This window comes from Mongoliibacter ruber (assembly GCF_003003005.1).
In the GTDB taxonomy this organism is placed as follows: Bacteria; Bacteroidota; Bacteroidia; order Cytophagales; family Cyclobacteriaceae; genus Mongoliibacter; species Mongoliibacter ruber.
Map to the genome: position 1 here is coordinate 104823 of NZ_PVTR01000004.1, position 25763 is coordinate 130585.

Here is a 25763-nt window from a genome sequence, read left to right on the forward strand (position 1 = left end):
AATTACCTAATACTTTACTCATAAGATAATTAAAAAAAAATCCCCTTTGCTGTGGCAAAGGGGATCGAAATGTTAATTATCTCAACTACTCTATAACTATTGGAAGCTTCAATTTCTCCCATCTGACCACAATGCCAGGTGATTCTATAGCTATGGTCAATTGCTCTTGGCTTTGGTCCACAAATTCAGGAGTAGATTCAACCCTCAAAACATCATTTTCTTCCTTGTATTGGAAGTGACCGTGTTCCAAATCCCATTCAGAATTAAAGATCACTGTATAATTTCCTGATTGTTTTGGAATTGTAAACAAAGAATACCTTCCAGCTTTGAGTTCAGAACCTTCCACCATTACATCTTTGTCAAAATCCACGTAAGTAGATTCGTTTGCTCCAGTTCTCCAAACTTCATTGTAAGGAACTAAATCTCCCCATACTACCCTTCCTTTTACTGAAGGTGCTCCGTATTGGATTTCTACTTTAGCATCCCCAATCGTCCCTTCTAATTTCCTCAAGGGGCTTGGTCTTTGAGCAGTTTCCGATTCTTCCGTTACAGTTTCTTCCACTACTTCATTACTTTCATTGTTTTGTCCGCCGCCACATGCAGTGAGAAAAGCAAATCCAGATGCCAAGGCGATGTTCATTAAAAGATTGGTGTTTTTCATAAGTATCGTTTTTACGATTCTAAGTTAAATAATTTTTGAATTACTTTCCAAAATCATTCCAAAGCGCATTTATCCCAAAGCATCTTTACACAACCGTGATAGCTACCTCTGAAAGGTATACACTTTAAAATCAAAACTTTAATAGTTATGAATTTGAGAAAAATAACTGATGTTAACTTCTATACTTTAAAACCTATTGAGGCTCAGGAAAACTCTATAAATTACACCAACACCTCAAATACCAATTTCTAAATAACTGTATATCTTTAGTTTAAATGCATATAATTAAAAAATAAATGACATGAACTTGGCTTTTTGTTCTAGAATTCATGCATTTAGTGCATAAAATTTAGGTGACGCAAACTGGAATCATCCGAAACAAAAATATTATCAATCAACACAAAAGACTTTTAAATCTGCTAAGGATATTGTTAATTTTCAGAATATTGAGACTATTCACCAAATAAGCGAAAATGAAATGCCATATAATCCCATACAAACAGGATCACGTAGGTAAATGCCTCAACATTGATCAGGGTGTCAGGGCGTTCCATTTTACCTTCAAAAACTAATTACAATCAAATGAAAATTAAATTTTACAGTTTAAGCTCAGCCCTAATCCTTACTTTGCTTTCAACATTTTTCATCTCCTGCCAAAGTAATGAGGCCGCTGAAGTAAAAGTGGAGAGTCCATTCACAGGTCCAAGTCCTTGGCCTGAAATCAGGAAGGAAAGATTGGAAAAACTACTTCCCCAAGCCATGAAAGAATCTGGAATAGATGCTTGGGTAATTATTTGCAGAGAAAACAACAATGACCCCATTGCACATCATGTAGGTGGAGAAAATGCGGGAGGAACTGCCTTGTTTCTTTTTTACCTAGAAGGTGACAAAGCCATCTCAAAAGTATTTTCTCCAGTAGGCGAAGCAACAGCGCTTGGGGAATTGAAAATTCATGATGAGGTAATTCCCGTCGAAAGGGGAAAATCAGCTATCCTACAAGGTGCTGAGTTCATCAAAGGACAAAATTTTGAGAAGATAGCCATCAACAGTTCTTTTGAAGAGCTTTTGGCTGATGGGTTGAGCTATACCCAAAGAAAGACTTTGGAAGAGGCTTTGGGTAATCATGCCAGCAAATTGGTATCAGCGGAAGAATTGATTTATGAATACTTGGCCGTAAAACTTCCCTCCGAAGTAGAAATCATGACCAAAGCTGCTGAACTGACAGCGCAGTGGCAAGTAGAAGCATACAATCAAGTCGTTCCTGGCAAAACCACTGATGCTGATGTTGCCAAATTTTTGAAGAAAAAAATGGAGGAGTATGGTGTAAAAGACGGTTGGTCTCCCGATCAAAACCCAAGTGTGAATTCAGGTCCTGACCGAGGTCACTCCCACCCTACAGACAAAGTCATAATGCCAGGTGATGTCATTCAGACTGACTTCGGCATCAGAGTTTATGACATGTGGGTATCGGACATACAGCGATTTGCTTATGTGCTCAGGGATGGTGAGACAGCGGCACCTGATTCTGTACAATTCTACTTTGAGTCTTCTATTGGAGGTAACAGGATTGCCTTGGCTGCTATGAAACCTGGCGTGCTGGGTTATCAAGTGGATAAGGCACAAAGAGAGTGGATGGACGAAAGGGGATCAGAGTATGTTATGTGGAGTACAGGTCACCCTGTAGGTTACGTGGCGCACGATATTGGTCCAAATCTAGGTGCTGGAAACCTTCCTGACCCAAGTGTGAGACCCGCTGCCATGAAGCCACTTAAAGAAGGTATGTTGTTTGCTTTTGACGGATTCCATGCTTGGAAATTGCCTGATGGCGGTACTAAAACCATGTCTGTGGAAGAAACAGCCGTTGTAACCAGCGATGGAGCAAGATATCTGATCAAACCACAAGAGGAATTGATTTTGATTAAATAAAAGCAAAACAGCCACTGGAAATTTCAGTGGCTGTTTTGTTTTTAGACTAACTATTTTGAGTAGTTTGATTTTACCTTTCTGCGCCAAAAACTATCTTTTAATTAATTAGCTGCATGATTGCGAATAATCATACAGCAATTAATCAGTCTTTGGCCGATGCTATCTGCTGTGTCTTTTTAAGAATCACTGGTTCCTTAAGCTTAGACGAAACCAATCCCATGAAGTATTTTAACTCAGGATAATAAGCCGCGGGGATAAATGAGTACTTAAAGTTAATCCCACTGCTAACCTTAACTGTGTTGCCAAGAGGTTCAACTTTATAAGTGAAGGTTGCAATATTCCCTGGGATTACCACTTCCACAGGTTCGGGAAAGTCATCCAATTCATAACCCTCCGGAATTTCTATGATGGTAGAATACAAGTCATTAAATGTATAAAGTAAATCAATTGGGAATGTCCTTGTATCCGCCTTTAAGGGATTTTCATGCCAGCGGACATAAGTAAAAGGTGAAATCATCAACATCTGCTGATTCAACTCTATCTCCTTTCCTGAAATATTGACATCCATGATTTTTTTTGGCTCATCTTTTTCGGAAATAAGTATTTCCAGTGACTCTCCTGAAATATCAAATATCTCCTTTCCAAAATCCGCTTCACCCAATTCATTTTTTAGCTCAGATTTAGAAATGGCATCATACTCGGAGAACCTTACATGAATTTGGGACTGCATTTTCCCATTTTCATTCAGCTTGATATTTCCAATCTGATTGATACCTGATCGGTGATGAAATGCCAGAGATATCAATCCGGCATCCTTTTCTTTAAGTAGGTATCCTTGGTCTACATGGAAAATAAGGGGAAGATGGCCGAAGGTATATGCTTCATTTGTAGCATCTAGATAATATTCTCTACCATCCAAAACGGTCAATACTATGAGTTGATTGAATTGGTCCAAAAATGGAGAGTCCACAAGTCTAGACCTGCCATTACCCTTACTGCTTAACATTACTGGGTAGGCATTCAGCCCATTTGATCTTAATTGAGCCAGTAAAGTCAAATTGATATCAGCCCTAGATCCTTGCTTTTTTTCCAAAGTTGATTTCAAATCCTGACTGGGATAGTAGCCAATTCGATCATTATATTTGATGTTTTGTTGTACGTACGAATAAATCTCTTTGGCCTTCTCCAATTCTTTGGTATTTTCCTCTCCATTGCTTCGAAATGAAGTCATAAGGACTTTTGATGGCTTTAGATAGCTAGAAAAATCATTGGTTTCAAACAAAAAATCTGTCAGTTCTTGCCAATTGCTGTAGGAATCTTTAAAACTCCTGCCTCCTACTATTGAGGTATTCGCAGAAACATATCCTGCCAATTGAAAATCGAGCCTTTCCAGGTAATCCAAATGGTTGCTCATGTATGGCTCATCTTTAATGCTGTAAAGATCAGTCAACTCCCACTTGTACATTCCATCATATTGTTTGGCTTCTGTTCTTAAGGTTTTATCACCTTGTGCCAAAAGCCTATAATTGAGGTAAGAAGGTATTTTAATGCTATAAGTTGATTTAAGAGTAGGAATCCTATTTTGAAACACCCAACTGTCCAAAAATGATATTCCCTTATCCTGCATATTGTACTCAAATTCATAGATAGACCCAACTTTGACTTCTGGCAAAGTAAACCTGATTTCTTGCCAACCATTTCCTCCATCAACTGTATAAAAGTCGTTCTTGGTCAGTTTAATGATTTGTTCTTGATCACCATCAAAATTTACGATCTGAGCAGAAACCTTATTGATATTCTGGACTCCTGACTTACCAAAGAAATACCTGACCACAACATTTCCATGTCTGGTTCCGCTTTCTTTTAGAATTTTCACCCTTTTGTGGTAGTGGTTATGAAGTACGCCTCCATTGAAGTTATTTACCGAGTATTCTTCAAGCACCACTGCATCTGCATCCGGCTCAAAATCCACAGCTGTAATATCTTTTTCAGCTTGACTAAACTTCCCAAATTTCATGTCTTGAGAAAAACTTTTCTCGGCATTGAAAATGATAAGTATATAGACTAGGGTCAAAATCTTCTTCATAGTTTACAGTTTTTTTAAAATAATGGATTGTTTGCTGAGTTGATTAAGTTCATTCAAAGTTCTGGCCTTTAATTCTTTACTGGAACCCTTCGGGAATTTGACCTCGAGGGTGTTTTTGATACTGATTTGATCTATTTCATCCTCGACCTCCATAGTATATGTGAAATAATCCTTAGCAAAAACCTGTTTTCCGGCCCCTGATTCGATTTCAAAGTCAGATTCCAATTTGACAATTATCGACTCCTGGGCTCTGAATACTTCATTTTCAAACTTTTTGACATCTACTTGAAGAAAATTCCCTGAGAGGATTATCCTTTTTCCTGTTTGTTGAACATATTTTTGAAAGAAGCCTTCAAAATTTACAATTACCTGAGGTACGTTTTTTCGATTGATACTTGAGGTTTCTATACTTTTTAGAAAAAGGTTATTGGCATTTACCCCTTCGATCAAATTGATTTTCAATTCTTTCTCACCTTTATAATACTGCGATTCAATAAAAGGCAATGCAAGAAAGCCGTCAAACCTTGCAGTGCCTGTGATGATACCATCACCCATGTTATTCAGGTCAACATGGTATTCGCCATGGTAAGAATTAAATTTGAAATCTGAGAAATCCGGAGTTTTTTCCAAAAGCCCTCCGTCTGCATTGACCACCAGCACCTGCCTGTCCTTAGTAAAATTCCCAGAAAATCCTGGAGGAAGCGTTCTACTCGTGGTTTCAAGCCAATATACTTCGTCCTGAATTGGCACACGTAAAAAAGCATGGTTGAACGTATTCTGTGGAAATTCTTCGTTAAGTTTTGTATAATCTGACCCAGCATATACCAGTGTATATTGTGATGCTATTCCAACTTCTTGAAGCATGGCTTTCATGAGTGTGGTCAATGCCTTACATTCTCCATATTTTGTTTTGATAACTTCCTCCGCATTTCTTGGTTCCCAACCTCCAATACCCAATGAAATGGCAACATACCGGTAGTTTTCCTGGACGTACTTATATAATACAGCCATTTTTTCAAATTCATCATCTATGCCCTCCACCATTCTATGAACCTGAATTTTAAAATCCTCAGGCAATTGATCCTTACCTTCATTTAGTTGATAGATAAAGCGACCAAGATTTTCCCAAGAATCCATCCTTGCCTGGTTTTCCCCCAGTTTGAATTGATCCGGTACCAATACAATTTTAGCGACTTCTTCTTCATCCGGGTCTAAAATTGGCAAATCCTCAAAACTCCAAGTAATGGATTTACCTGAAGGAATATCTTCGATTTTCTCTTCGGCTATCAAATGCTCCATTTTATATCGAAGACCAATTTCAGTTGGATAATTTATTTTAAGATTGGCATGCTTGACTTTTTGTTTAAAGTGTAAACTTGGATACCAGTCTTCTATAAAAAAATTATACTCGGATTTCTTTACAATCTTAAATTCAATTACAAATGGTGCAGCAATTCCGCTTGGCTCAAAGGTTTTTATTTTGGAATCAGTGAAAATATTGACATCATCCAAATATGTCCTTTCTGTGAGGTTTTTAAGTTTAAACTTTTTAATCGTTTTGCCTGAAACCGGATGAGTTACAATCGCTTCAAAACTGATCAATCTATTTGTCGGATTCGTGTAAATCCTTCTCACCGCTTGCCCCCAACCTTCAGGTTTAAGAACAGTCAGTTTTTCATGTAAAATATATTCCACTGAAAAATCGTCATTTATAATGATTTGATCATTTTTTTCAATCGTAGAATAATACTGATCTTCGTTTTGCGAAAATGATTCCCTAACAAAAATAAACAATGACAAAACTATTAAAACAGGGAAAACCTTTTTCATTAGTGTGGGGGTTGATGGATCAAATGTATATATTTAGTTCAATAATAATGAGTTTGGAAAAAAATAAATTTGTAAGAAGCAAAACTGAATTAAAAAGTTGTTTTTTTGGGTTCCGGTTCATTAAATAGTTACGTATATTTTGTTTGTTCAGCATATTGCACAGTATTTGTTTAACAAGCCATTTACCCATAATTTTGCTTCAAACAACTCCTAAATGGTAAGATTCTTCACCGCTCTATTTTTCATCATTTCGCTGATCCTGTTTTACAGTGTTTACATCTCACCGGAGTTTTTCCCTTATGTAGGTTTGGTCACGCTTACCATTCCCGTTTTATTGGTGATTAATGCAATCCTATTTTTCAGTTTGCTCCTGGCAAAAAGACGGCTCGCATTATTGCCTCTGATTGCTTTGGCTTTAGGTTGGAAGTTTGTAGGTGTCACATTTCAGATTCCGGCAGATCATCCAAGCACCAGTCAAGAGAGCCTCTCTGTATTAAGCTATAATGTGGCTTTATTCTCCTTTATAAGGGATAATAATACGGAGCCAAATACACAGAATATCATCAAATGGGTACAGGAAAACAATTCAGATATCAAGTGTTTTCAGGAATTTTATCAGGATTTTTCTACCCCGTCAAGAAATGCCATCAAACTCCTTGGATCAGAAATGGGATATGAACACACTTATCAGGTCATTGAAGGAAATCCAAAGAATAAGTCTTATGGAATGGCCATTTTTAGTAAGTACCCTATTGTCAATGAAGGACGGGTGTTTGATACTAAAAGAAATAATGGAGTCATATTTGCCGATGTCAAAGTAAACAAGGACACCATTAGAATTTACAATGCACACCTTGAGTCCATGAGCATCCGGTCCGAAACACTCAACAACCTCGACGGGATCAAAGAAAATTACAGGGAAACTTTGGGCAAACTCAAAAGAGGACAGTTTACAAGGGCTACACAATTAGGAATTCTAGAAGAACATATGAAAAACAGCCCCTATGTCAATATTCTAATGGGGGACTTTAACGATGTACCGTACAGCTACACCTATTTTACTTTGAGAAAAATCATGGAGAATGCTTTTGAAAGTGCTGGATCCGGATTTGGATTCACATACAATAAGGTTCTTTTTTTCCTGCGAATAGACAATATCTTTTATGAAAAGCCATTGAAGGCTATCAACTTCAAAACACACAAGGAAGTCGATTATTCTGACCATTATCCCATTTCTGCGACTTTTGAACTGGACAGTCCACTACGAAAAAAAACACCTTTTGAAGATCAGTGATTTTTCTTTTCCCAAATACCTTTCAGAGGTATCAACATCAGAGGCAAAAGAAGCAAATCCGCCAACAGCGCAAAAACCAATGCCATACTGATCAACAAGCCTGAATAAAAAGTGACTCCAAATTGACTCAGTGTCAATACTGAAAAACCAGATGCCAATATCACTGTCGTAAGAATTATTGCCTTGCCAGTCTCCAGATAAGTCCTTTTGAGAGCATACAGCCAAGATTTGTCCTTTGCCAATTCTATCCTCAGCTTAGACATAAAATGTATGCTGTCATCTACTGCGATCCCAAAAGCTACTGTAAATATGATGGCTGTGGTAAGTTTCAGTTCAATCCCCAATAGCCATATCACTCCACACATCCACAACAATGGGATAATATTCGGCACCAATACTACCATAGAAATCCTCCATGACCTGAATAAAAACCCGGCTACAATCGCTACTATCAAGAATGCAACCCCCAAGCCTCTCAGCATCTGATCAGTGACACTTTCATGACTTATATCTATAAGATGTGAAGTACCAGTAAGCCTGACCTCCAGTAAATCAGCATCAATTTGCTTACTGAGGAAGTTGTCCAATTTCTCTTTCAGTTCCTTACTTTTGAGACTCCCCATATCAGCTGTACGGGTAGAAAGTCTTCCCTCTTCGAAACCATCTAAAATCAATCTTATCGGGCTTTCATCAACTGCCCTTGGCACAAATTCTCTCACCTTTTCCATTTGCCCTCGAGAAGGAAGCCTAAAGGCATTTTCATTTCCCGAATTTTGTGCTTTGTTTATTCCCTTTACCAGTCCTAAAGGGGAAAGGATTACCGCACTCTGGTAATTTTTTTTGACAAAATTCTCAAGCTTTTCGATTTCAATCAAAACATCTCTATCCAATAGGCTTTCGGATTTTTTCCCAACTGCCAACGACAGTTCCAGCGGTTTTGACCCTCCAAAATAATCATCAAAAAACTCAAACTCCTGAACCAACTCATGGTTCCTTGGAAGGTTATCCAGGATATAACCATTTACTTTTAGGTCACTTAACGCCATAAAAGATGCTACCGAAATCAAAATAAATACCGTGACAATTGCCTTTTTCTGAGCAGTAACTTTCAAAAATGCATTTCGCATTCCATGACGCCACAGCTCTCTTAACTTTTCATTCTTCGCAGTTTTGAGTGGTGCAAATAAATAAAGTAACCCTGGCGCAATACTGACCACTGCCAAAAACATAAACAATACGCCTAGACCTGTATACAATCCAAAATATCTCAAACTAGGCACTGAAGTCAGGTACAAACTCATAAAACCCAATGAAGTGGTCAATGCGGTCAGGAAAACCGCCAAAGACAATTCTGAGAATGAGTTGTTGATGGCTTCGTCCTTATCAGTTCCTTCCCGGAGCATGTTTAGGTAATGATTGAAAAAATGAACCAAAGCTGCCAAACCAATAACAGACAAGATGGTGGGCTGCATGACTGACATGACATCCAAAGGCTTCCCTAAATACAGGGAGAAGGCCATGGTCCAAAATATTCCAATCCCCAATATCAGAAGTGGAATCAAAACTCCCCACCAACTCCTGAAAATCACATAGAGTAAAACAATAATAAGCACAAAAGAAATACTCAGGAAAAAGGCAAATTCATCCTGCAACAATTTTACAAACTCACCCTGAGCCTTGATTTTTCCGGCGGTTTTTATTTCTTTGATGCTGCTTTGATTGAGGATGGTTGAAATTTCCTCAAAAAGTAAATCTCCATCTTCTTTACTTATGTTTTGCTTGTTGTTGACAATTATCAACAGGTACTCCGCAGCTTTATCTATCAAATTTTCAGACCATTGGGTTGAATGAATGATCTTTTCTTTCTGTGATTTAAGGTCCCCTTCAATGTCCAACACCTCTCTACTTCTCACCCCAAATGGACCAATTACAGGTTCCTTTAAGTCCAACAGTGAAACAGTACTCTCCACCAATTCCAAGTCTTGGAGTTGGTTATTGATTTTTAGTGCTTCCTCCAAAAATGAGCGCTCAAAAATCTCTTGGCCACCCAAGGCTATCAGCAAGTAATCGTTGTCGTTTCCGAATTTTTCCCTGAACCCTAAGTAATACGACAGTTCCTCATCATCCTGAGGAAAAAAGCTTTCGAAATTGTAGTCAAATACCACTTTGGGGGGGAATAGCAGGATCAGCGCTGTCACGAATACAGCAGCGATTAATCCAAAAAAAGAAATCTTCTTACCAAACATATGCTGTGAAAGATACAGCTATGAATCCAAATTGTTTGTTTTTAGGTTTTAAAAACTAAAATCACCTCATCCTTTTTTTGAATTTGACTCTGAATATATCTGGAGTATACTTAGGAAAGAAATCTCATAGGCTCATTTTAAATTATAAGAATTCAGCTTTCCTATTCTTCCATATCTTTCTAAATTGCCAAGAATAAAATCCCTGAAAAAAATGAAGCAATACCATGACTTGATGCAGCACATTTTGGACAATGGCATCAAAAAGGAAGACCGTACAGGTACTGGCACATTGAGCGTTTTTGGCCATCAACTGAGATTCAACCTTCAAGAAGGTTTTCCTTTGGTGACTACCAAAAAACTGCACCTGAGGTCGATCATTATCGAATTGCTTTGGTTTTTGAATGGTGACAGCAATATCAAATACCTCAATGATAACAAGGTCAGTATCTGGGATGAGTGGGCTGACGAAAATGGCGATCTTGGACCCGTGTATGGATACCAATGGAGACATTGGCCTGATGGAAAAGGTGGTGAAATAGATCAAATCAAAAATCTGATCGAACAGATTAAAAATAAACCCGATAGCAGAAGACATATTGTAAGTGCCTGGAATGTAGCAGATGTAGATAATATGGCTCTTCCTCCTTGCCATACCCTTTTTCAGTTTTATGTAGCAGATGGCAAACTTTCCTGCCAATTGTATCAAAGAAGTGCGGATGTCTTTCTTGGTGTTCCCTTTAATATCGCTTCTTATGCTCTTTTCACCATGATGGTAGCCCAAGTATGCGGACTACAACCGGGTGATTTTGTGCATACCTTCGGAGATGCCCATCTTTACAGCAACCATTTGGAGCAAACCCGTTTGCAGTTGAGCCGAGAAATCAGGCCTCTTCCCACTATGAAAATCAACCCTGAGGTGACAGATATTTTCTCTTTTAAATATGAGGACTTTGAATTGGTCAATTACGATCCCCACCCTCACATCAAGGCTGCAGTGGCAGTTTGATTTATTCAAATAATGAAATGATTTCCGAAGGCAGCCCCGATATATCAAAGGTGCTGCCTTCAATTTTTTCTATCAAACTGACCCCTGTCACATTAGAGGTAAAAACACGCTCTGCTTTCAGGAGATCCTCTTTTTGGAACAAACCTTCCTCTACCTTTTTGCCAAGTTTATGCAATTCTTTAATTATCACCTTCCGACCTACTCCTGCAATGCAAGAAGCCTTTAAAGAGGGTGTGTAAAATACACCTCCTTTTTCCCAAAAAATATTGCTGGAACCGGCCTCAGATACGTAACCACTTGCATTCAATAAAATGACTTCATCCAAATAACGCTGACTCCTTTCTAAGTTGGCCATCACATAATGAAGCGCATTGAGGGTTTTGCAGTGACTCCAATAGCTTGAAGGTACAGTCACATTATCTGAAAATGCAGCAATTTTCTTAATCTGAATGGATTTTGAAAAAGATGTTACTTGCAGACTTTCCACAATCCCATTTTGAATGGGAGTGTATTTTCCTTGGCCGCTTCTGTACACGTTCCAGCGAACCCTCAAAGGGGCACTTTGGAAGTTTTGATCTGCTAAAAAATCTTCAATTTCAGTGATTTCGGAAAGTTGGCTAGTTTCCATCATAAGGGTTTGGCATCCAGAAAGCATCCTTTCTTGATGCAATTTCGAAGACCATATTTTGCCCTTTCTCAAAACCATTGTTTCAAAGAGGCCATCAGCGAATAGAAAACCACGGTTATGGAATTCTCCTGGGTCACTTTGCCATGTTCCATTTAGATTCTTAAAAAAAGAGAATGTACTGTTTTCGTTCATCTTACCGTTCATTTACGGACAATATTAACATTTGCATTATTAGACATTGGTTAAAAATAATTAAATCTTTAAGAATTTATCTTCTTTATCTGTCGATTCGTCGATTATTGTAGACCTCTTTCAAATAACTCATTACTTTAGCACACTAATTGGAAACTAAGAGGCATGGGTACAAAAAGTAGTGTTTTTGATATGATCGGGCCAGTAATGATTGGGCCGTCATCTTCACATACGGCAGGCGTAGTGAGGATAGCGAGAGCTTGCATCAAAATACTAGGTGGAATACCCGATGAAGCTGTGATTACTTTTTACAATTCTTTTGCCCGCACTTACGAAGGACATGGAAGCGATTTGGCGATTTTGGGCGGTTTGCTTGATTACAAGACTGACGATGCCAACATCAAAAAATCTTTTGAATTAGCCAAAGAAAAGGGTCTAAAATACACCTTCAAATCAATTGGAAATGCTTCGGTTTACCATCCAAACACCATTAAATTGAATTTGACGAAAGGTGATAAAAAGACTGAAGTAGTTGGTGAAAGTTTGGGTGGCGGCATCATCAACATTGCCGAAGTCGACGGTTTCCACGCGAATTTCTCTGCACAATCACACACTTTGATCATCAAAGCGCAAGATATCTCCGGCGCGATCGCATTTATATCATCGGTCATTGCTCAAGAAAAAGCCAATATTGCCACCATGTCTGTATCCAGAAAAGGCAAAAATGATATGGCCTGTCATGTGATAGAAATGGACTCAGGCATAGAACCACTTACCATTCAGTACTTACGAAGCCTTACTTGGGTCAAGGAGCTTATTTATATTCCAGATATAGATTTATAATATGAAAAAAATTTACGCATGCGGGCTAGTCTTAGCCATTCTTTCAGTCTTCGAAGTAAATGCTCAGGTCACTGATTACAGGGCAATGGATTTGGAAGGAGTAATTGAGACAGCTCTCGAAAACAACTTACAACTTCAAAGAAGCCAAGTTAACCTGGCTTCACAAGAAGCAAGTCTCATCGGAAATGTAGGACAAAGGATTCCAACCTTGTCTACAGGAGGAAGTACAGGTTACAGATGGGGTCGATCCATCAACCCAGTAACCAACCTTTTTGAGAACAACCGTATTGGTAACGTCAATTTGTTTGCCAATGCCAACATGACGCTTTTTGCCGGTCAACAGATTGACAATACCATCAGGCAAAACAAAGTGGAAATTGAAGCTGCACAGTATAATGTATTGGCTACCCAGAACAATATCACGCTGAATGTGATCAACCTATTCATCAATGTGGTTTTTGCCAAAGAGCAATTGAAAATTGCAGAAAATCAGCTTGCCACCACCAAAGAACAAGTAGGCAATACCATCAGATTGGTAGAGGCCGGTGCTCTCCCCTTGGCCAACAGGCTCGACCTTGAGGCACAGAATGCCACCAATGAACTGGAAGTCGTCAATGCAATCAATTCCCTTAGAATCGCAAAACTCAACTTGGCCCAGGCCATGCAGGTTCCGTTTAGTGAGGATATGGATATCGTTGCTCCTGAACTTGAAGCTGAAAATTTCACCATGACAGACAGCAATGTTGACGAAATTTTTGATGTAGCATTGGACATTATGCCGGAAATAAGGGCTGCTGAGCTGGGGATCGAAAGTGCGGATTTTGGAGTCAAGATTGCAAAAGGAGGTTACCTGCCTACTTTAGGTATAGGGGCTAGTGCTTTTTCTAACTATATAGACCAATTTTTCCTTGGGGAAAGACAGGAGTTTGGAACACAAATCAGAAACAACTTCTCCAATTCTGCCAATATTCAATTGAATATCCCTATCCTTTCCAACTTCAGAAACAGGGCAAATGTACAACAGGCAAGGTTACAAAAGAGGCTTTCTGAAATCCAAGAAGTAGAGACCAAAAACCAATTGAGACAGGATATAGAGTCTGCTTATACAAATGCAAATGCCGCAAGACTTTCCTATAGAGCATCTCAACAAAGGGTTTCATCCCTTGAAGAAGCTTTTAGGATATCACAGCAGCGTTTTGATGCAGGCGCCATCAACTTTGCAGATTATCAATTGGCGCAAAACAATTTCTTTAATGCACAGGCGGATTTAATCACCTCCAAATACACATATATTTTCAGGGTAAAAGTTCTTGATTTTTACCTAGGCAACCCACTAACTTTATAATATTAGAAATGGCAAAGAAAAAGTCAAATAAGCTGGTTTACATCTTATTAGGAGTACTAGGCGTAATTATTATTTTCGCCATCATTGGTAAATCGGCCGGATGGATCGGCGGAGAAAAAGAAGTATCCGTAGAAGTCAAAGAAGCTTCCAAACTATCCATAACCGAAAAAGTGAGTGCTTCCGGAGTAATAGAACCAGAAACAGAAGTCAAACTAAGCCCTGATGTGGCTGGGGAGATCATAGAGTTGAACGTAATGGAAGGCGATTCAGTCCAAGTAGGTGACCTTTTGGTGAAAATCCGCCCTGACAACTTCATCTCTGCACTGGACCGTGCAAGGGCAAATTTGAATCAGAATCAAGCCAACCTTGCCCAGTCAAAAGCCAACCTCAAAAGATCCGAGGCGCAGTTTGTAAGAGCCGAACTTGAATTCAAAAGGAACGAAAAACTTCACAAGGACAAAGTAATCTCTGATGCGGACTGGGAGCAAATACAGTCTACTTTCCTGACCGCTCAAAATGACCTTGACGCCGCAGAACAGTCAGTATTGGCTGCAGAATACATCATCAAATCCGCCCAGGCAACTGTCAATGAAGCAGCCGAAAACCTCAGACTTACCAATGTCTACTCCCCTTTTAATGGAGTTGTATCCAAGCTTTTGGTAGAAAAAGGTGAAAGGGTCGTAGGAACCCAACAGATGGCCGGTACAGAAATGTTGAGGTTAGCGGATCTTACCCGCATGGAAGTGAGGGTAAATGTCAATGAAAATGACATCATCCGTTTAAGTCTTGGTGACACTACCATGATTGACGTGGATTCTTACAGTACTGCAGGAAAGAAATTCAAAGGTATTGTAACATCCATTGCCAATTCAGCCAATGAAAAAGTAAGCACAGATGCAGTTACTGAGTTTGAAGTAAAAATCAGGATACTCAATGAATCTTATGCTGAATTGATCACAGAGCGCAACAGGTATCCATTCAGACCTGGGATGACAGCAAGTGTAGACATCATCACACAGAAAAAGGACAATGTGCTGGCTGTGCCTCTCGCAGCGGTTACGACTAGGGAAGAAGAAACCACCACAAACCCCGATGGAAGTACCAAAGCAAAAGAACTGGTTTTTGTGAGTGAAAATGGCAGAGCAAAAATGGTGGAGATCAAATCCGGCATTTCTGATTTTGACAACATAGAAGTCTTGGAAGGCATCACAGAAGGTCAAAAAATCATCTCAGGCCCTTACTTTGTGGTCAGCCGCCAATTGAAAGACGGTGATTTGATCAAAGTAATGGAAACAGAGAAGAAATAAATAATGACAGCAATTATTAAGTAAAAAAAATCCAGCCTTGAGATAATCGAGGCTGGATTTTTTTTGTTTAAAACTCACTTTTCAAAAATCAATATTTTCTGAATCTATCATCTCCACCCATCTTTTCATCTTTTTCTGAATCACTTTCCAGTGATGTTGGTCTTCCTCTGTGATCAGGGAAATGGCTTCACCTTCTGATCCTGCTCTTCCTGTGCGGCCTATACGGTGGATATAATCTTTTGGCGATCTTGGCAATTCAAAATTGACCACATAAGGCAAAAACTTGATGTCAATTCCCCGGGCAGCTAGATCTGTCGCAACAAGGACCCTCAAAGATCCGCCCTTGAATTGTTTCAAGGCCTCTGTCCTTCCTCCTTGGGTTTTATCTCCATGAAAAGACATTGCCTGAATTCCGTTCTTGTTTAATTTTGCTGTTAAATTATCAGCAGCCCTTATTGAAGAGGTAAATACCAAAACCTGATTCCAATCTCCTTCTAGTATCAAATGCCTCAATAGAGGACCTTTTCTTTCTTGGCTAACCAAATAAGCCGATTGAGAGATAAGATCTGGAGTGATCTCTTCAGATTTGATCTCAATTTTCAAAGGCTTTTTCAGTAATTTATCGATCAAAAGGGCAACAGGATCTTCCATCGTTGCCGAGAAAAGAATGTTCTGCCTCTTTTTGGGCAGACGGGACAATATTTCATCTATCTCCTCCTTAAAACCTAAACTCAGTACCTTGTCTGCCTCATCCAACACCAGTGTATTCAGCTCTGAAATAGAAATTGAATTTTTGGAAAGTAGGTCTAAAAGACGGCCTGGAGTAGCCACCAAAATATCAGTCCCATGAAGTTTCATCATTTGAGGGTTGATGGAAACACCTCCAAATACAGCCATACTTTTGACTTTTCTCGGCAAATGCTCACTGAACACCCTGATTACTTCCTCCACCTGAGCTGCAAGTTCCCTTGTGGGAACAATGACCAACACAGGGATACTCCTTCCAGGATTGTATTCCTTTTTTTGAATCAATTCCAAAATCGGCAAAATATAAGAAGCTGTTTTTCCAGATCCTGTCTGGGCAATTCCCAGGACATCCTTCTTCTGAAGAATAGCTGGAATAGCTTCTACTTGAATGGGATATGGCTTTTCATAATTGGCTTTACGAATGGCCTCGAGAATTTGGGAAGATAAACCTAGGTCGGAAAAATTCATGAATCGTATATTTTCTGACAAAGGTAGGCTTTATTTCCAGGATTGTTTTTGACTATCCTATAATCACAATAGAAAAATCTGTGCTACTTGTAAAATCGGAAAAGGCAGAGTAGATCGGAATAAAACAGAATTTCAAAACAAGTACTCTTTGAATTGATCCTCATCATAGCCCAAACAGAATGTATTATCAAAACCATCTAAAGACAAAGTCACTAGTTTAAATTATTACCATTATTCAAATTTTTAATGTCATATCAATAATTATCAGTTAAAATTTATACCAATTTTTTAATTTCAAACATGTTTAATTTAAAAATTGGTTATAAAATAGACCATATTTTATTTAAATGGTATATCGAATATTTTTGAAAGTATATACTTTTATAGGAAACAGTTGAGAAAACACATCCACTTTGAACCAATATCAAAGTGCATCTGAAGTCCTTAACATCCCTCCCACAAATAACCTTCATTCCAATCCATGTTGATTCAGGCAACTGTAATCAAATGCGAAACCTATTTCTAACCACTAACCAAAAAACTATGAAGGTAAATCTTACCGGAAAAAATCCTCCCAAAAACCTGTGGAGGATCCACCTGCTTATTTTAGCATTTTTGCTGATAGGCTTTCAAAATGAGCTTTATGCTCAACAAAGAACAGTCAAAGGTACTGTTTACGACGAAACCGGAATGGAAATACCGGGAGCCAACATCCTTGTCAAAGGGACATCAAGAGGAACCATCACTGATCTTGATGGGATCTTTAACATCGAAATGGAATCATCTGAGAATGTCCTGGTGATTTCTTACATCGGTTATCAAAAATCAGAGGTAAATGTAGCGAATCAGTCAGAAGTCACTATAACACTTGTTGAGGACTTTCAGCTGTCCGAAGTAGTCATTACAGCAGCAGGGATCGAACGAAATTCCAATACTTTAGGGTATAGCGTTTCTACCGTCAAATCTGATCAAATGACACAAAGAAATGAATCTGACGCCGTCAGGGCCTTAACAGGTAAAATAGCCGGTGTCAATATTCAAAGTAGTGGTGGTGTGGCCGGTGGAGCCACCAATATTACCATCCGGGGGAATTCATCATTGGGCAATAATAACCAGCCTTTATTTGTGGTAGATGGCGTTCCCTTTGACAATTCCACCTTTGAACAAACAGGTACCAGACAAACCCAATCAAGTCAGTCTACTCCGAGCAGGGCTTTTGACATTGATCCTAATAATATTGAGAGCCTCACGGTACTTAAAGGTGCCGCCGCTGCCGCCCTCTATGGATCAAGAGCAGCAAATGGCGCAATCATCATCACCACCAAATCCGGCTCCAAAGGAAGAAAAGGGATGGAAGTTACTTACAACACCTCTTACTCTTTTGAAGAGATTTCAGGACTCCCGGAATACCAGACAAGATTTGGTCAAGGTACTAGTGGAGATTATAGACCAGGTGTCTTTGGTTCCTATGGAAGCCCATATTCATCACGAGCTACCATACCGCACCCTCTGGCAAATATGGTTAACTCCAGTGCTTTCCCGCAGTTCTTTGAAGCCGATGGTATTACACCTATTGAAGTTCCTTATCAAAACTATTCGGGTCCTAACCAAAGAAACTTCTTCCAAACCGGATACTTACTTGAGAATGGGCTGTCAATCAATGCCGGCACTGAAAAGGCTGGGCTTGTGGTAGGTTTTAGCAATGCCAGCAACAAAGGTGTGGTACCCAATAATGAGGTCAGCAGAACATCCTTCAACCTAGGCGGCAATGCAAACCTTGAAAATGGATTATACATCAGAGGAACATTAAACTACGTTCGGACAGATCAGCAAGCTCCCCCTATGGGAGGTTCGGGTTCAATCATGAACGCCTTACTCTATATGCCGAGCAGTTATGACCTTACCAACCTTCCATTCGAACACCCTGAAACAGGTGCAAGCATTTATTACAGGGGTGCTTTGGACAACCCGTATTGGTCAGCCAAAAACAGTTTATCAAGCAGCACAGTAGACAGGTATTTTGGAAGTTTTGTTGTAGGAACAAACATCACACCTTGGCTGAATATCCAAAATACGTTCGGATTTAATGGGTATACAGACCGTAGAATCAGCGTCTTGGGCAAAGGCTCCAGTGTATATGCTGACGGAACCATCAATACTGACAATATTTCCCGTCAGGAACTTGACAACAACTTGATCGCAACCATGAATTTCCAGCTCAATCCTGATTTGAAGTTGAGAGCAATCATTGGTAACAATATCAACCAGAGAACTACCAATAGGTCGGCATTTTCCGGTGACGGTATCATTGTAAGGGGAATTGATGACATTCGAAATACTACCACGATTACCCTGGCTGATATCCCCGGCAACCAAGCCTTTATTCAACAACGATACTATGCCTTTTTTGGGGATTTGACATTTGACTATAAAAATTATGCTTCACTTAACTTTGTAGGAAGAAATGATGTGTCCTCCACACTACCTGCCGAAAATAGAAGCTACTTGTATGGAGGAGTCAACGGATCATTCATATTCACAGAAGCCTTTAACCTCCAAAACTCTTCGCTCAATTTTGGGGTCATTAGAATGGGCTACACCAAAGTGGGAAATGAAGCAAATCCTTATCAAACCATCAATGTATTCAACGCCAATTCAAATTTTGGTGGTTTAGGCTCTCCTTTTTCAAATGCCAACAACTCCAATGTAAGTACACAGACCTTGTCCACATTGCTTACGAATGCTACCCTGCAACCTGAATTTATTACTGAGTTTGAATTGGGTACAGAACTTCGAATGTTCCAAAACCTGTTTATTGTGGATTTCACTTACTACAACAAGCTGAGCAGCTCTCAGGTGTTTGTGGTAAACGCCGCACCATCTTCAGGTTTTTTATCCAGGATCATCAACTTGGGTGAAACGAGAAACAGAGGTATAGAAATTGGGTTCACCGCAAATCCATTTATTTCAGACAGAGGACTAAACTGGAGCATCAACGCCAATTTCACGAGAAATAGAAACCTTGTCTTGGATATAGGAAGCTTTGCACAACTTTCCTATGGCGGGAATGTACATATAGCCGGTCAACCGTATGGGCAAATTCTTGGGACTGCCTTTGCCAGAGATGATGCAGGGAGGATCTTGGTCAATCCAAATACAGCAAAGCCTTTGGCCGCTGCTGTTGACCAGCCTATTGGAGACCCAAACCCTGATTTTATGGCAGGTCTGAACAACAGATGGTCTTGGAGAGGGATTACACTCGATGTATTATTTGATTGGAAGCAAGGCGGCGATATCCTTTCGACCACCATCGGGGAAATTTATGCAAGGGGAATCATAAAAGACTCTGAAGACAGGATAGCACATAGAGTGTTTCAGGGTGTTTTGGGAAATCCATCTACCAGAACTCCCCTATTTGACGAAAATGGTAACACCATCCCAAACAACACTGCAATAGGATACAATGATTACTTTTTTGCCGGAGGATTTGGTCCTGGAGGCATCGCTGAAGCCAATGTGTTTGACGGCACTGTATTTAGGTTGAGAGAAATTTCCCTAGGCTATGCCATACCCAAAAGCTTTTTAGCAAGGACTCCTTTCGGAAGTGCTTTCCTTTCCGTCAGTGGCAGAAACCTGTGGTACTTGGCACCTAATGCTCCTCAGTTCATGAATTATGATCCGGAATTAAGTACCCAAGGGGCAAATAACATGGGGTATGACCAGTTAGGGGTTCCAGCTACCAAAAGATATGGTTTTAACCTGAGTGTAAACTTCTAAAAGACTTTATTATGAAAATCATAAAATATAAAATCCAATACATACTGCTGGGGTTAGTCATGTTGCTGAATTTTTCCTGTGAAGAATTTGTCGATATCAATGCAGATCCAAACAACCCGACAGTACCACAATTGAACCTTTTATTGCCTGCTACCCAACTTTCCATGGTTGGTAGTTTTGATGCAATCAATAGAGGTGCCTCAGCTGTAGTACAGCACAGGGGATCCGGTAGCTTAAACAGGTATGATCAGACAGGTAGTACCTTCCAAAACACATGGTTTGGGTATTACACCAGTGCTTTACCGGATCTGAACACCATAATCACTTCAGGCACAACACAACAAGCTTGGGGCTATGTAGCCATTGCAAAAATCCAAAAGGCATTCCTTTTTGGTATGATGGTGGATATCTGGGGAGACGTTCCATATTTTGAAGCAGGCTCCTCCCCTAACCCGGCTTTTGATGAAGGGTCTGTGATCTACGAGGAGTTGCTTTCATTACTCGATGAGGCATTGCTTGACATGGAAACTGGCTTTTCTGTCTCTTCATCTGCCGATCTTTTTTACCAAGGATCCAAAGTGAAATGGCAGAAAATGGCAAACAGCCTGAAACTGAAGCTTCACCTACAAGCAAGAAAAACTAACCCTACCAGATCTGCGCAAGAAATAGCTTCTTTGGTCCAAAGCGGCAATTTGATTGATAGCAATGAGGACGACTTTACCTTTCTTTTTGGAACAAATACTGCCCCTAACTCAAGGCATCCTTGGTATGCTACTGGCTATGCGCCAGGTAGAGATGGCTACGTCAGCATGGTGGTAGTGGACAGGTTGATGGCTCAGGATGACCCACGGCTTCGCTACTATATTTTCAGGTTAAATGAAAGGGCTGGACTTGCCAATTCTACTGTAGGTGAGGGATATTATGGTCGCTATCCAGGTGATGGCACTTCCTCTCCTGCAGACAACAATACACGGGCTATTGTAGGAGTGTATCCAAGTGGGGGAGTATATGACAATGGTCAGATCCCTTCTTTACCTGCCTCCAATATGTTTTTGACAAATGAAGGAGCAGTTTTTGGCACCACAGCCAACTCCTTCAAAGTGGTCTTGTTTGCTCAAGGGGATGGAACCGGCGCAGGAATACAGCCACTACTGACACACTCCATGGTAAAGTTTTATAGGGCTGAAGCGGCTCTTACTTTGGGTACAGGAGAAGATGCCAGTATGCTTTTGAAAGAAGCAGTAATGGCACAAATGCAAGAAATCAACAGGGTTTCGCCTGCATTTCCATTGACCTCAGATGTCATTGAAGCTTTTACAGACAATTTGGTGATGCAGTTTTTAAATACAGATCCGGCCGGTCAATTAGAATTGGTAATGATGCAAAAATGGATCGCTATGTACGGTAATGGCGTGGAATCCTACAATGACTACAGAAGAACAGGCCTCCCACAACTTGAAGACCTTCTTGCACCACTTGATGTATTCCCTGAGCGATTCTTCTATTCTGAAAACGAACTCAATACCAATGAAAAAGTAGTTCAAATCAGGGAAGAGTTACAAAGAAACCAACAAATCACTCCAGTATTTTGGAAGAAATAACTATCAAAACCATGAAAAAACACCTTCTTATATATGCGATTGCGATGATCCTGTTTTCTTGCAAAACAGTCGATTATGATTGGGAAAACTTTGTATTCACTGCAACTCCCAAGGTGACTTTAAACGTTGCAAAATCTGCCTTACCGACAGAGCAAACTGCAAAAGTATCTTTTTTCAACCTTGCTGACCCTGATTTTGCTACTGGGCAGGAGTTTGAATGGGAACTGGACTATTACGACGCTGAGGGCAGGGCCAAGCCTTTGGATATTGAAGTGTATGTCAACTTTTACCGATCCGAAAACACAGCTCCCGTGTACCCTATTGTACTCTCTTTAGCCGGAGTATTTCCTACTCAACCACAATTTCCTTTACCAAGTAGGATTATGCCCAATGATATCTTCTTTGATAGGGTTACTACTTTTCCGAAAAAGTACAGCTTCACTCCAGAAGATTTGGCTGAAATCACAGGTATTGACCTTTCTACTGTCAGGACAAATGATTACTTTTTGTTCAAGTTTGTAGTCACCATGGAGGACGGACAAAGAATTGTCCTATTTGATCCCAAATCCTGTGATGAAACCAGGGGTGAATTATGTGACTGCAGAGTTGGCGCAAGATTTAAAAACATTCCACTGTAAAAATAACCTAAAGATGATTCGAAATAAAAAATCATACCGGCGTGGCTTATCAATGGCGCTTATATTTTCTACTGTAATTTGCTTTTTTGGCTATGCACAGGAAAATTCCTTGAGCTTTGAAGAATCCATAAAAGCCTTAAAATTTAGAAATGTAGGTCCCACCAGAGGAGGAAGGGTAACAGCAGTATCGGGAGTAGAAAATTCGCCCGGTACTTTTCTAATGGGAAGTACAGGTGGTGGTGTTTGGAAAACATCAGACTACGGAATCACCTATGAAAACCTTTCGGATGGCTACTTTGAATCGCCCTCAATCGGCGCTATAAGTGTATACCAAAAGAATCCAGAGATCATTTACGTGGGCACAGGGTCAGATGGCATCAGGTCCAACGTCATTGCAGGAAAAGGGGTATACAAAAGTGTCAACGGTGGTAAATCATGGGATTTCATTGGATTGGAAAAAACCGGCTTGATCGGTGCAGTGGAAATACACCCTGACAACCCAGATGTTGCTTTCGTCGCAGCTATTGGACAACCCTTTCAGACCAATCCGGAAAGGGGTGTTTATCGCACCAAAAACGGAGGTGAAAGCTGGGAACAGGTATTATTTCATTCAGACAGCATAGGTGCTGTAGACTTGGAATTTGCCCCGGACAATCCGATGATTGTCTATGCAGCCCTTTGGAGAACCGAACGAAAACCTTGGACTGTCATAAGCGGCGCTGATGGTCAGGGAGGAATTTATAAATCTGAAGACGGTGGAGATACTTGGTCGAAAATAGATCAAGGCTTGCCCAAGGGACTTATTGGAAAAATTGACCTAGCTGTATCAGCGGCGGATCCAAAGCGCCTCTATGCATTGATCGAAGCTACAGGTGATGATGCCGGGTTTTACAGGTCAGACGATTACGGAAACAGTTTTTCCTTAGTTAGCAACCAAAAAGGCCTTTTGGATCGGCCATTTTACTATACCAATATCAAAGCCAATCCTTTGGATGCAGACGTAGTGTTTTCAATGGCAACCAATTTCTTCAAATCAAAAGATGGAGGTAAAACCTGGAAAACCATGCGCACACCTCATGGCGACAACCATGATATGTGGATGAGTGCCAAAGACACGTCATTGTTTATTCAAGCCAACGATGGTGGCGTCAATGTCACAACAAATGGCGGAAAAAGTTGGTCTACCCAGCACAATCAAGCCACAGCTGAATTATACCAAGTTGAAGTGGATGACCAGTATCCTTATTGGTTGTATGCCGGTCAGCAAGACAACACTACTATTGCTTTGCCAAGCCTTCCTCCATTCCCAAGCCCCGGAGGCCCTGCGGCATACTGGCTGGACATCGGAGGTTGTGAAACAGGCCCGGCTGTACCTAAGCCAGGCAACCCAAACATCGTCTACTCTAACTGTAAAGGGCGATTCGGAGTGTACAATAAGCTGACTGGTCAAGAAATGCAATTCTATGTCGGAGCAAGCAATATTTATGGCCACAATCCAAAAGATCTCAACTTTAGATTTCAAAGAGTTGCACCAATATTCGTGTCTCCGCATAATTCCAATGTAGTCTACCATGGGTCACAATACCTGCACAAAACAAGCAATGATGGACTCACTTGGGAAATTATTTCTCCCGATTTAACAGCATTTGAACCTGACAAGCAAGTGATCTCAGGTGGACCAATCACCAGGGATGTCACAGGTGAAGAATACTATAGTGCCATTTATGAAATCAATGAATCCCCCCTGGAAGAAGGTGTGATCTGGATTGGTGCCAATGATGGGCCTATACATGTCACCAAGGATGGTGGAAAATCATGGACCAACGTATCACCTGCAAACCTTCCAGCGGGTGGAAGAGTAGATTGCATCAGTCCTTCCTACCATAAAAAAGGAAAGGCCTACGCTGCTATTCTCAGGTATCAGCTGGGAGATTGGAAGCCTTACATTTACATGACAAATGACTATGGCGATACTTGGTCCCTACTCACTGATGGCAACAATGGTATTCCAAGTGACAATCCTACCCGTGTAGTCAGGGAAGATCCGGACAAAGAAGGGGTTTTGTTTGCAGGAACCGAATATGGCCTTTATGTTTCATTGAATGATGGCGAAAGCTGGGAACCCTTTCAGCAAAACCTGCCTATTGTGCCAATTACGGATATCAAGGTTTTTAGAGGGGACTTGATTTTATCTACTATGGGCAGGTCTTTTTGGATCATGGATAATATCACACCACTTCATCAATTGGCCGAATTAGGTTCAGGCTCCAAAAAATCTCTGTTTCAGCCAAAAGACACTTACAGATTCAGGTACCGTCCAAGTGCTGAGGAAGCACCCAACTATCCAGTAGCTTCTGTACAATTCGATTACCTTTTGGAAGATTCAGTGGACAATACAGTAACCCTGGAAATCTTGGATGTAAACATGAATCCAGTAAGGTCTTTCTCAAGTGATATAGTCTTGGGAAAAGAAGAACCTGACTATGTAGATATGTCAACCGGTTTTTATTACAGAGACTCAAAAACCCCCTTGACAGTTGAAAAAGGACTAAACAGGTTCAATTGGGATATGAGAATGCCCGGACCATGGGACGAAGATCCAGAAAGAAGTTTTCAAAGAGGCCCATTGGTAACTCCAGGAGTTTACACCGCGAAAATGACGCATAACGGAGTTGTTACCGAGGAGAAATTTGAAATAAAAATAGATCCTAGATTAGAAAATGCCAATATATCTTTGGAAGACATCGCTATTCAAAATGAGTTCCTCAAGCAAGTAATAGAATTGGAAAATGCTGCAAAAATGGCCTTATCCGGCATCAAGAAAAGTAAAATGGAACTAGAGAAGATAGGTGAAAAAGACAAAGTCAATCAGCTGAATGCCATCTCCTCTGAACTTATAATGCAGGAAGGTATTTACATGCAACCTATGCTTATAAATCAATTTTCTTACCTGAGGTCAATGATGAGTTCCGCTGATCAAAAACCCGGCAACCATGCATACGAACAGTTACAACACCTAAAGTCAACATGGGAAGGAATTGTATCTAAACTGAATGCCTTGGAGCTTTCAAATTTCCCTATTGAAACTGGAAGTGAGATAGAAGAATAACAGTATCTAGATTGAAAACGGGATGGAAATCAACATACCTATTTCCATCCCTTCAGTCT

General features: G+C 40.2%; 16 protein-coding genes. 10 read left to right on the forward strand and 6 right to left on the reverse strand.

Features of this window, described 5'->3' with window-relative positions:
• Positions 1–85 precede the first annotated feature (85 nt).
• On the reverse strand, positions 86–661 hold the full coding sequence (locus tag CLW00_RS08030) for a DUF2911 domain-containing protein (protein WP_106133164.1): 576 nt from the start codon (positions 659–661) through the stop codon (positions 86–88).
• Positions 662–1243: 582 nt separating this feature from the next.
• On the opposite strand from CLW00_RS08030, the gene CLW00_RS08035 reads away from it, so the two are divergent.
• Positions 1244–2587, forward strand: a complete 1344-nt coding sequence (locus tag CLW00_RS08035; protein ID WP_106133165.1) for a M24 family metallopeptidase — start codon at positions 1244–1246, stop codon at positions 2585–2587.
• Between the two features lie 142 nt (positions 2588–2729).
• On the opposite strand, the gene CLW00_RS08040 is transcribed toward CLW00_RS08035, so the two are convergent.
• Entirely contained in the window at positions 2730–4673 is a 1944-nt protein-coding gene (locus tag CLW00_RS08040; RefSeq protein ID WP_106133166.1) for a DUF3857 domain-containing protein, read from the reverse strand.
• A 3-nt stretch (positions 4674–4676) separates the two neighbouring features.
• Positions 4677–6503, reverse strand: a complete 1827-nt coding sequence (locus CLW00_RS08045; protein WP_106133167.1) for a DUF3857 domain-containing protein — start codon at positions 6501–6503, stop codon at positions 4677–4679.
• A 214-nt stretch (positions 6504–6717) separates the two neighbouring features.
• Here CLW00_RS08045 and CLW00_RS08050 point away from each other — a divergent pair, with 214 nt between their 5' ends.
• Entirely contained in the window at positions 6718–7797 is a 1080-nt protein-coding gene (locus tag CLW00_RS08050) for an endonuclease/exonuclease/phosphatase family protein (protein WP_106133168.1), read from the forward strand.
• Here the strand turns inward: CLW00_RS08050 and CLW00_RS08055 are convergent.
• The gene (locus tag CLW00_RS08055) at positions 7791–10043 is read right to left on the reverse strand and encodes an efflux RND transporter permease subunit (RefSeq protein ID WP_106133169.1); all 2253 of its coding nucleotides are present in this window, start codon (positions 10041–10043) and stop codon (positions 7791–7793) included. The two genes, CLW00_RS08050 and CLW00_RS08055, sit on opposite strands and share 7 nt — an antisense overlap.
• A gap of 211 nt (positions 10044–10254) precedes the next feature.
• On the opposite strand from CLW00_RS08055, the gene CLW00_RS08060 reads away from it, so the two are divergent.
• The gene (locus CLW00_RS08060; protein WP_106133170.1) at positions 10255–11049 is read left to right on the forward strand and encodes a thymidylate synthase; all 795 of its coding nucleotides are present in this window, start codon (positions 10255–10257) and stop codon (positions 11047–11049) included.
• A 1-nt stretch (position 11050) separates the two neighbouring features.
• Here CLW00_RS08060 and CLW00_RS08065 read toward each other — a convergent pair whose 3' ends face one another.
• Positions 11051–11869, reverse strand: a complete 819-nt coding sequence (locus CLW00_RS08065; protein WP_106133171.1) for an aminotransferase class IV — start codon at positions 11867–11869, stop codon at positions 11051–11053.
• A gap of 165 nt (positions 11870–12034) precedes the next feature.
• Here CLW00_RS08065 and sdaAB point away from each other — a divergent pair, with 165 nt between their 5' ends.
• The 3 genes from sdaAB to CLW00_RS08080 are packed head-to-tail and all read left to right on the forward strand — an operon-like array spanning position 12035 to position 15364.
• Positions 12035–12712, forward strand: coding sequence for an L-serine ammonia-lyase, iron-sulfur-dependent subunit beta (gene sdaAB / locus CLW00_RS08070; RefSeq protein WP_106133172.1), 678 nt, complete (start codon positions 12035–12037; stop codon positions 12710–12712).
• A gap of 1 nt (position 12713) precedes the next feature.
• Positions 12714–14057: a TolC family protein gene (locus CLW00_RS08075; protein ID WP_106133173.1), complete on the forward strand. Its 1344-nt coding sequence runs from the start codon at positions 12714–12716 to the stop codon at positions 14055–14057.
• Positions 14058–14065: 8 nt separating this feature from the next.
• On the forward strand, positions 14066–15364 hold the full coding sequence (locus CLW00_RS08080; protein ID WP_106133174.1) for an efflux RND transporter periplasmic adaptor subunit: 1299 nt from the start codon (positions 14066–14068) through the stop codon (positions 15362–15364).
• Between the two features lie 81 nt (positions 15365–15445).
• On the opposite strand, the gene CLW00_RS08085 is transcribed toward CLW00_RS08080, so the two are convergent.
• Positions 15446–16579: a DEAD/DEAH box helicase gene (locus tag CLW00_RS08085; protein ID WP_106133175.1), complete on the reverse strand. Its 1134-nt coding sequence runs from the start codon at positions 16577–16579 to the stop codon at positions 15446–15448.
• Between the two features lie 543 nt (positions 16580–17122).
• Between CLW00_RS08085 and CLW00_RS08090 the strand changes: the two genes are divergently transcribed.
• The 4 genes from CLW00_RS08090 to CLW00_RS08105 are packed head-to-tail and all read left to right on the forward strand — an operon-like array spanning position 17123 to position 25704.
• A complete protein-coding gene (locus tag CLW00_RS08090) occupies positions 17123–20356 on the forward strand; it encodes a SusC/RagA family TonB-linked outer membrane protein (RefSeq protein ID WP_106133176.1) in 3234 nt (1077 codons plus the stop codon).
• Positions 20357–20367: 11 nt separating this feature from the next.
• Complete coding sequence (locus CLW00_RS08095; RefSeq protein WP_106133177.1) at positions 20368–21957, forward strand: SusD/RagB family nutrient-binding outer membrane lipoprotein; 1590 nt, start codon at positions 20368–20370, stop codon at positions 21955–21957.
• Positions 21958–21968: 11 nt separating this feature from the next.
• A complete protein-coding gene (locus CLW00_RS08100) occupies positions 21969–22595 on the forward strand; it encodes a hypothetical protein (protein ID WP_106133178.1) in 627 nt (208 codons plus the stop codon).
• 52 nt (positions 22596–22647) lie between these two features.
• Positions 22648–25704 (forward strand): WD40/YVTN/BNR-like repeat-containing protein, encoded by a 3057-nt coding sequence (locus tag CLW00_RS08105; protein WP_211300171.1) that lies wholly within the window; start codon positions 22648–22650, stop codon positions 25702–25704.
• The last annotated feature ends 59 nt before the right edge of the window (positions 25705–25763 follow it).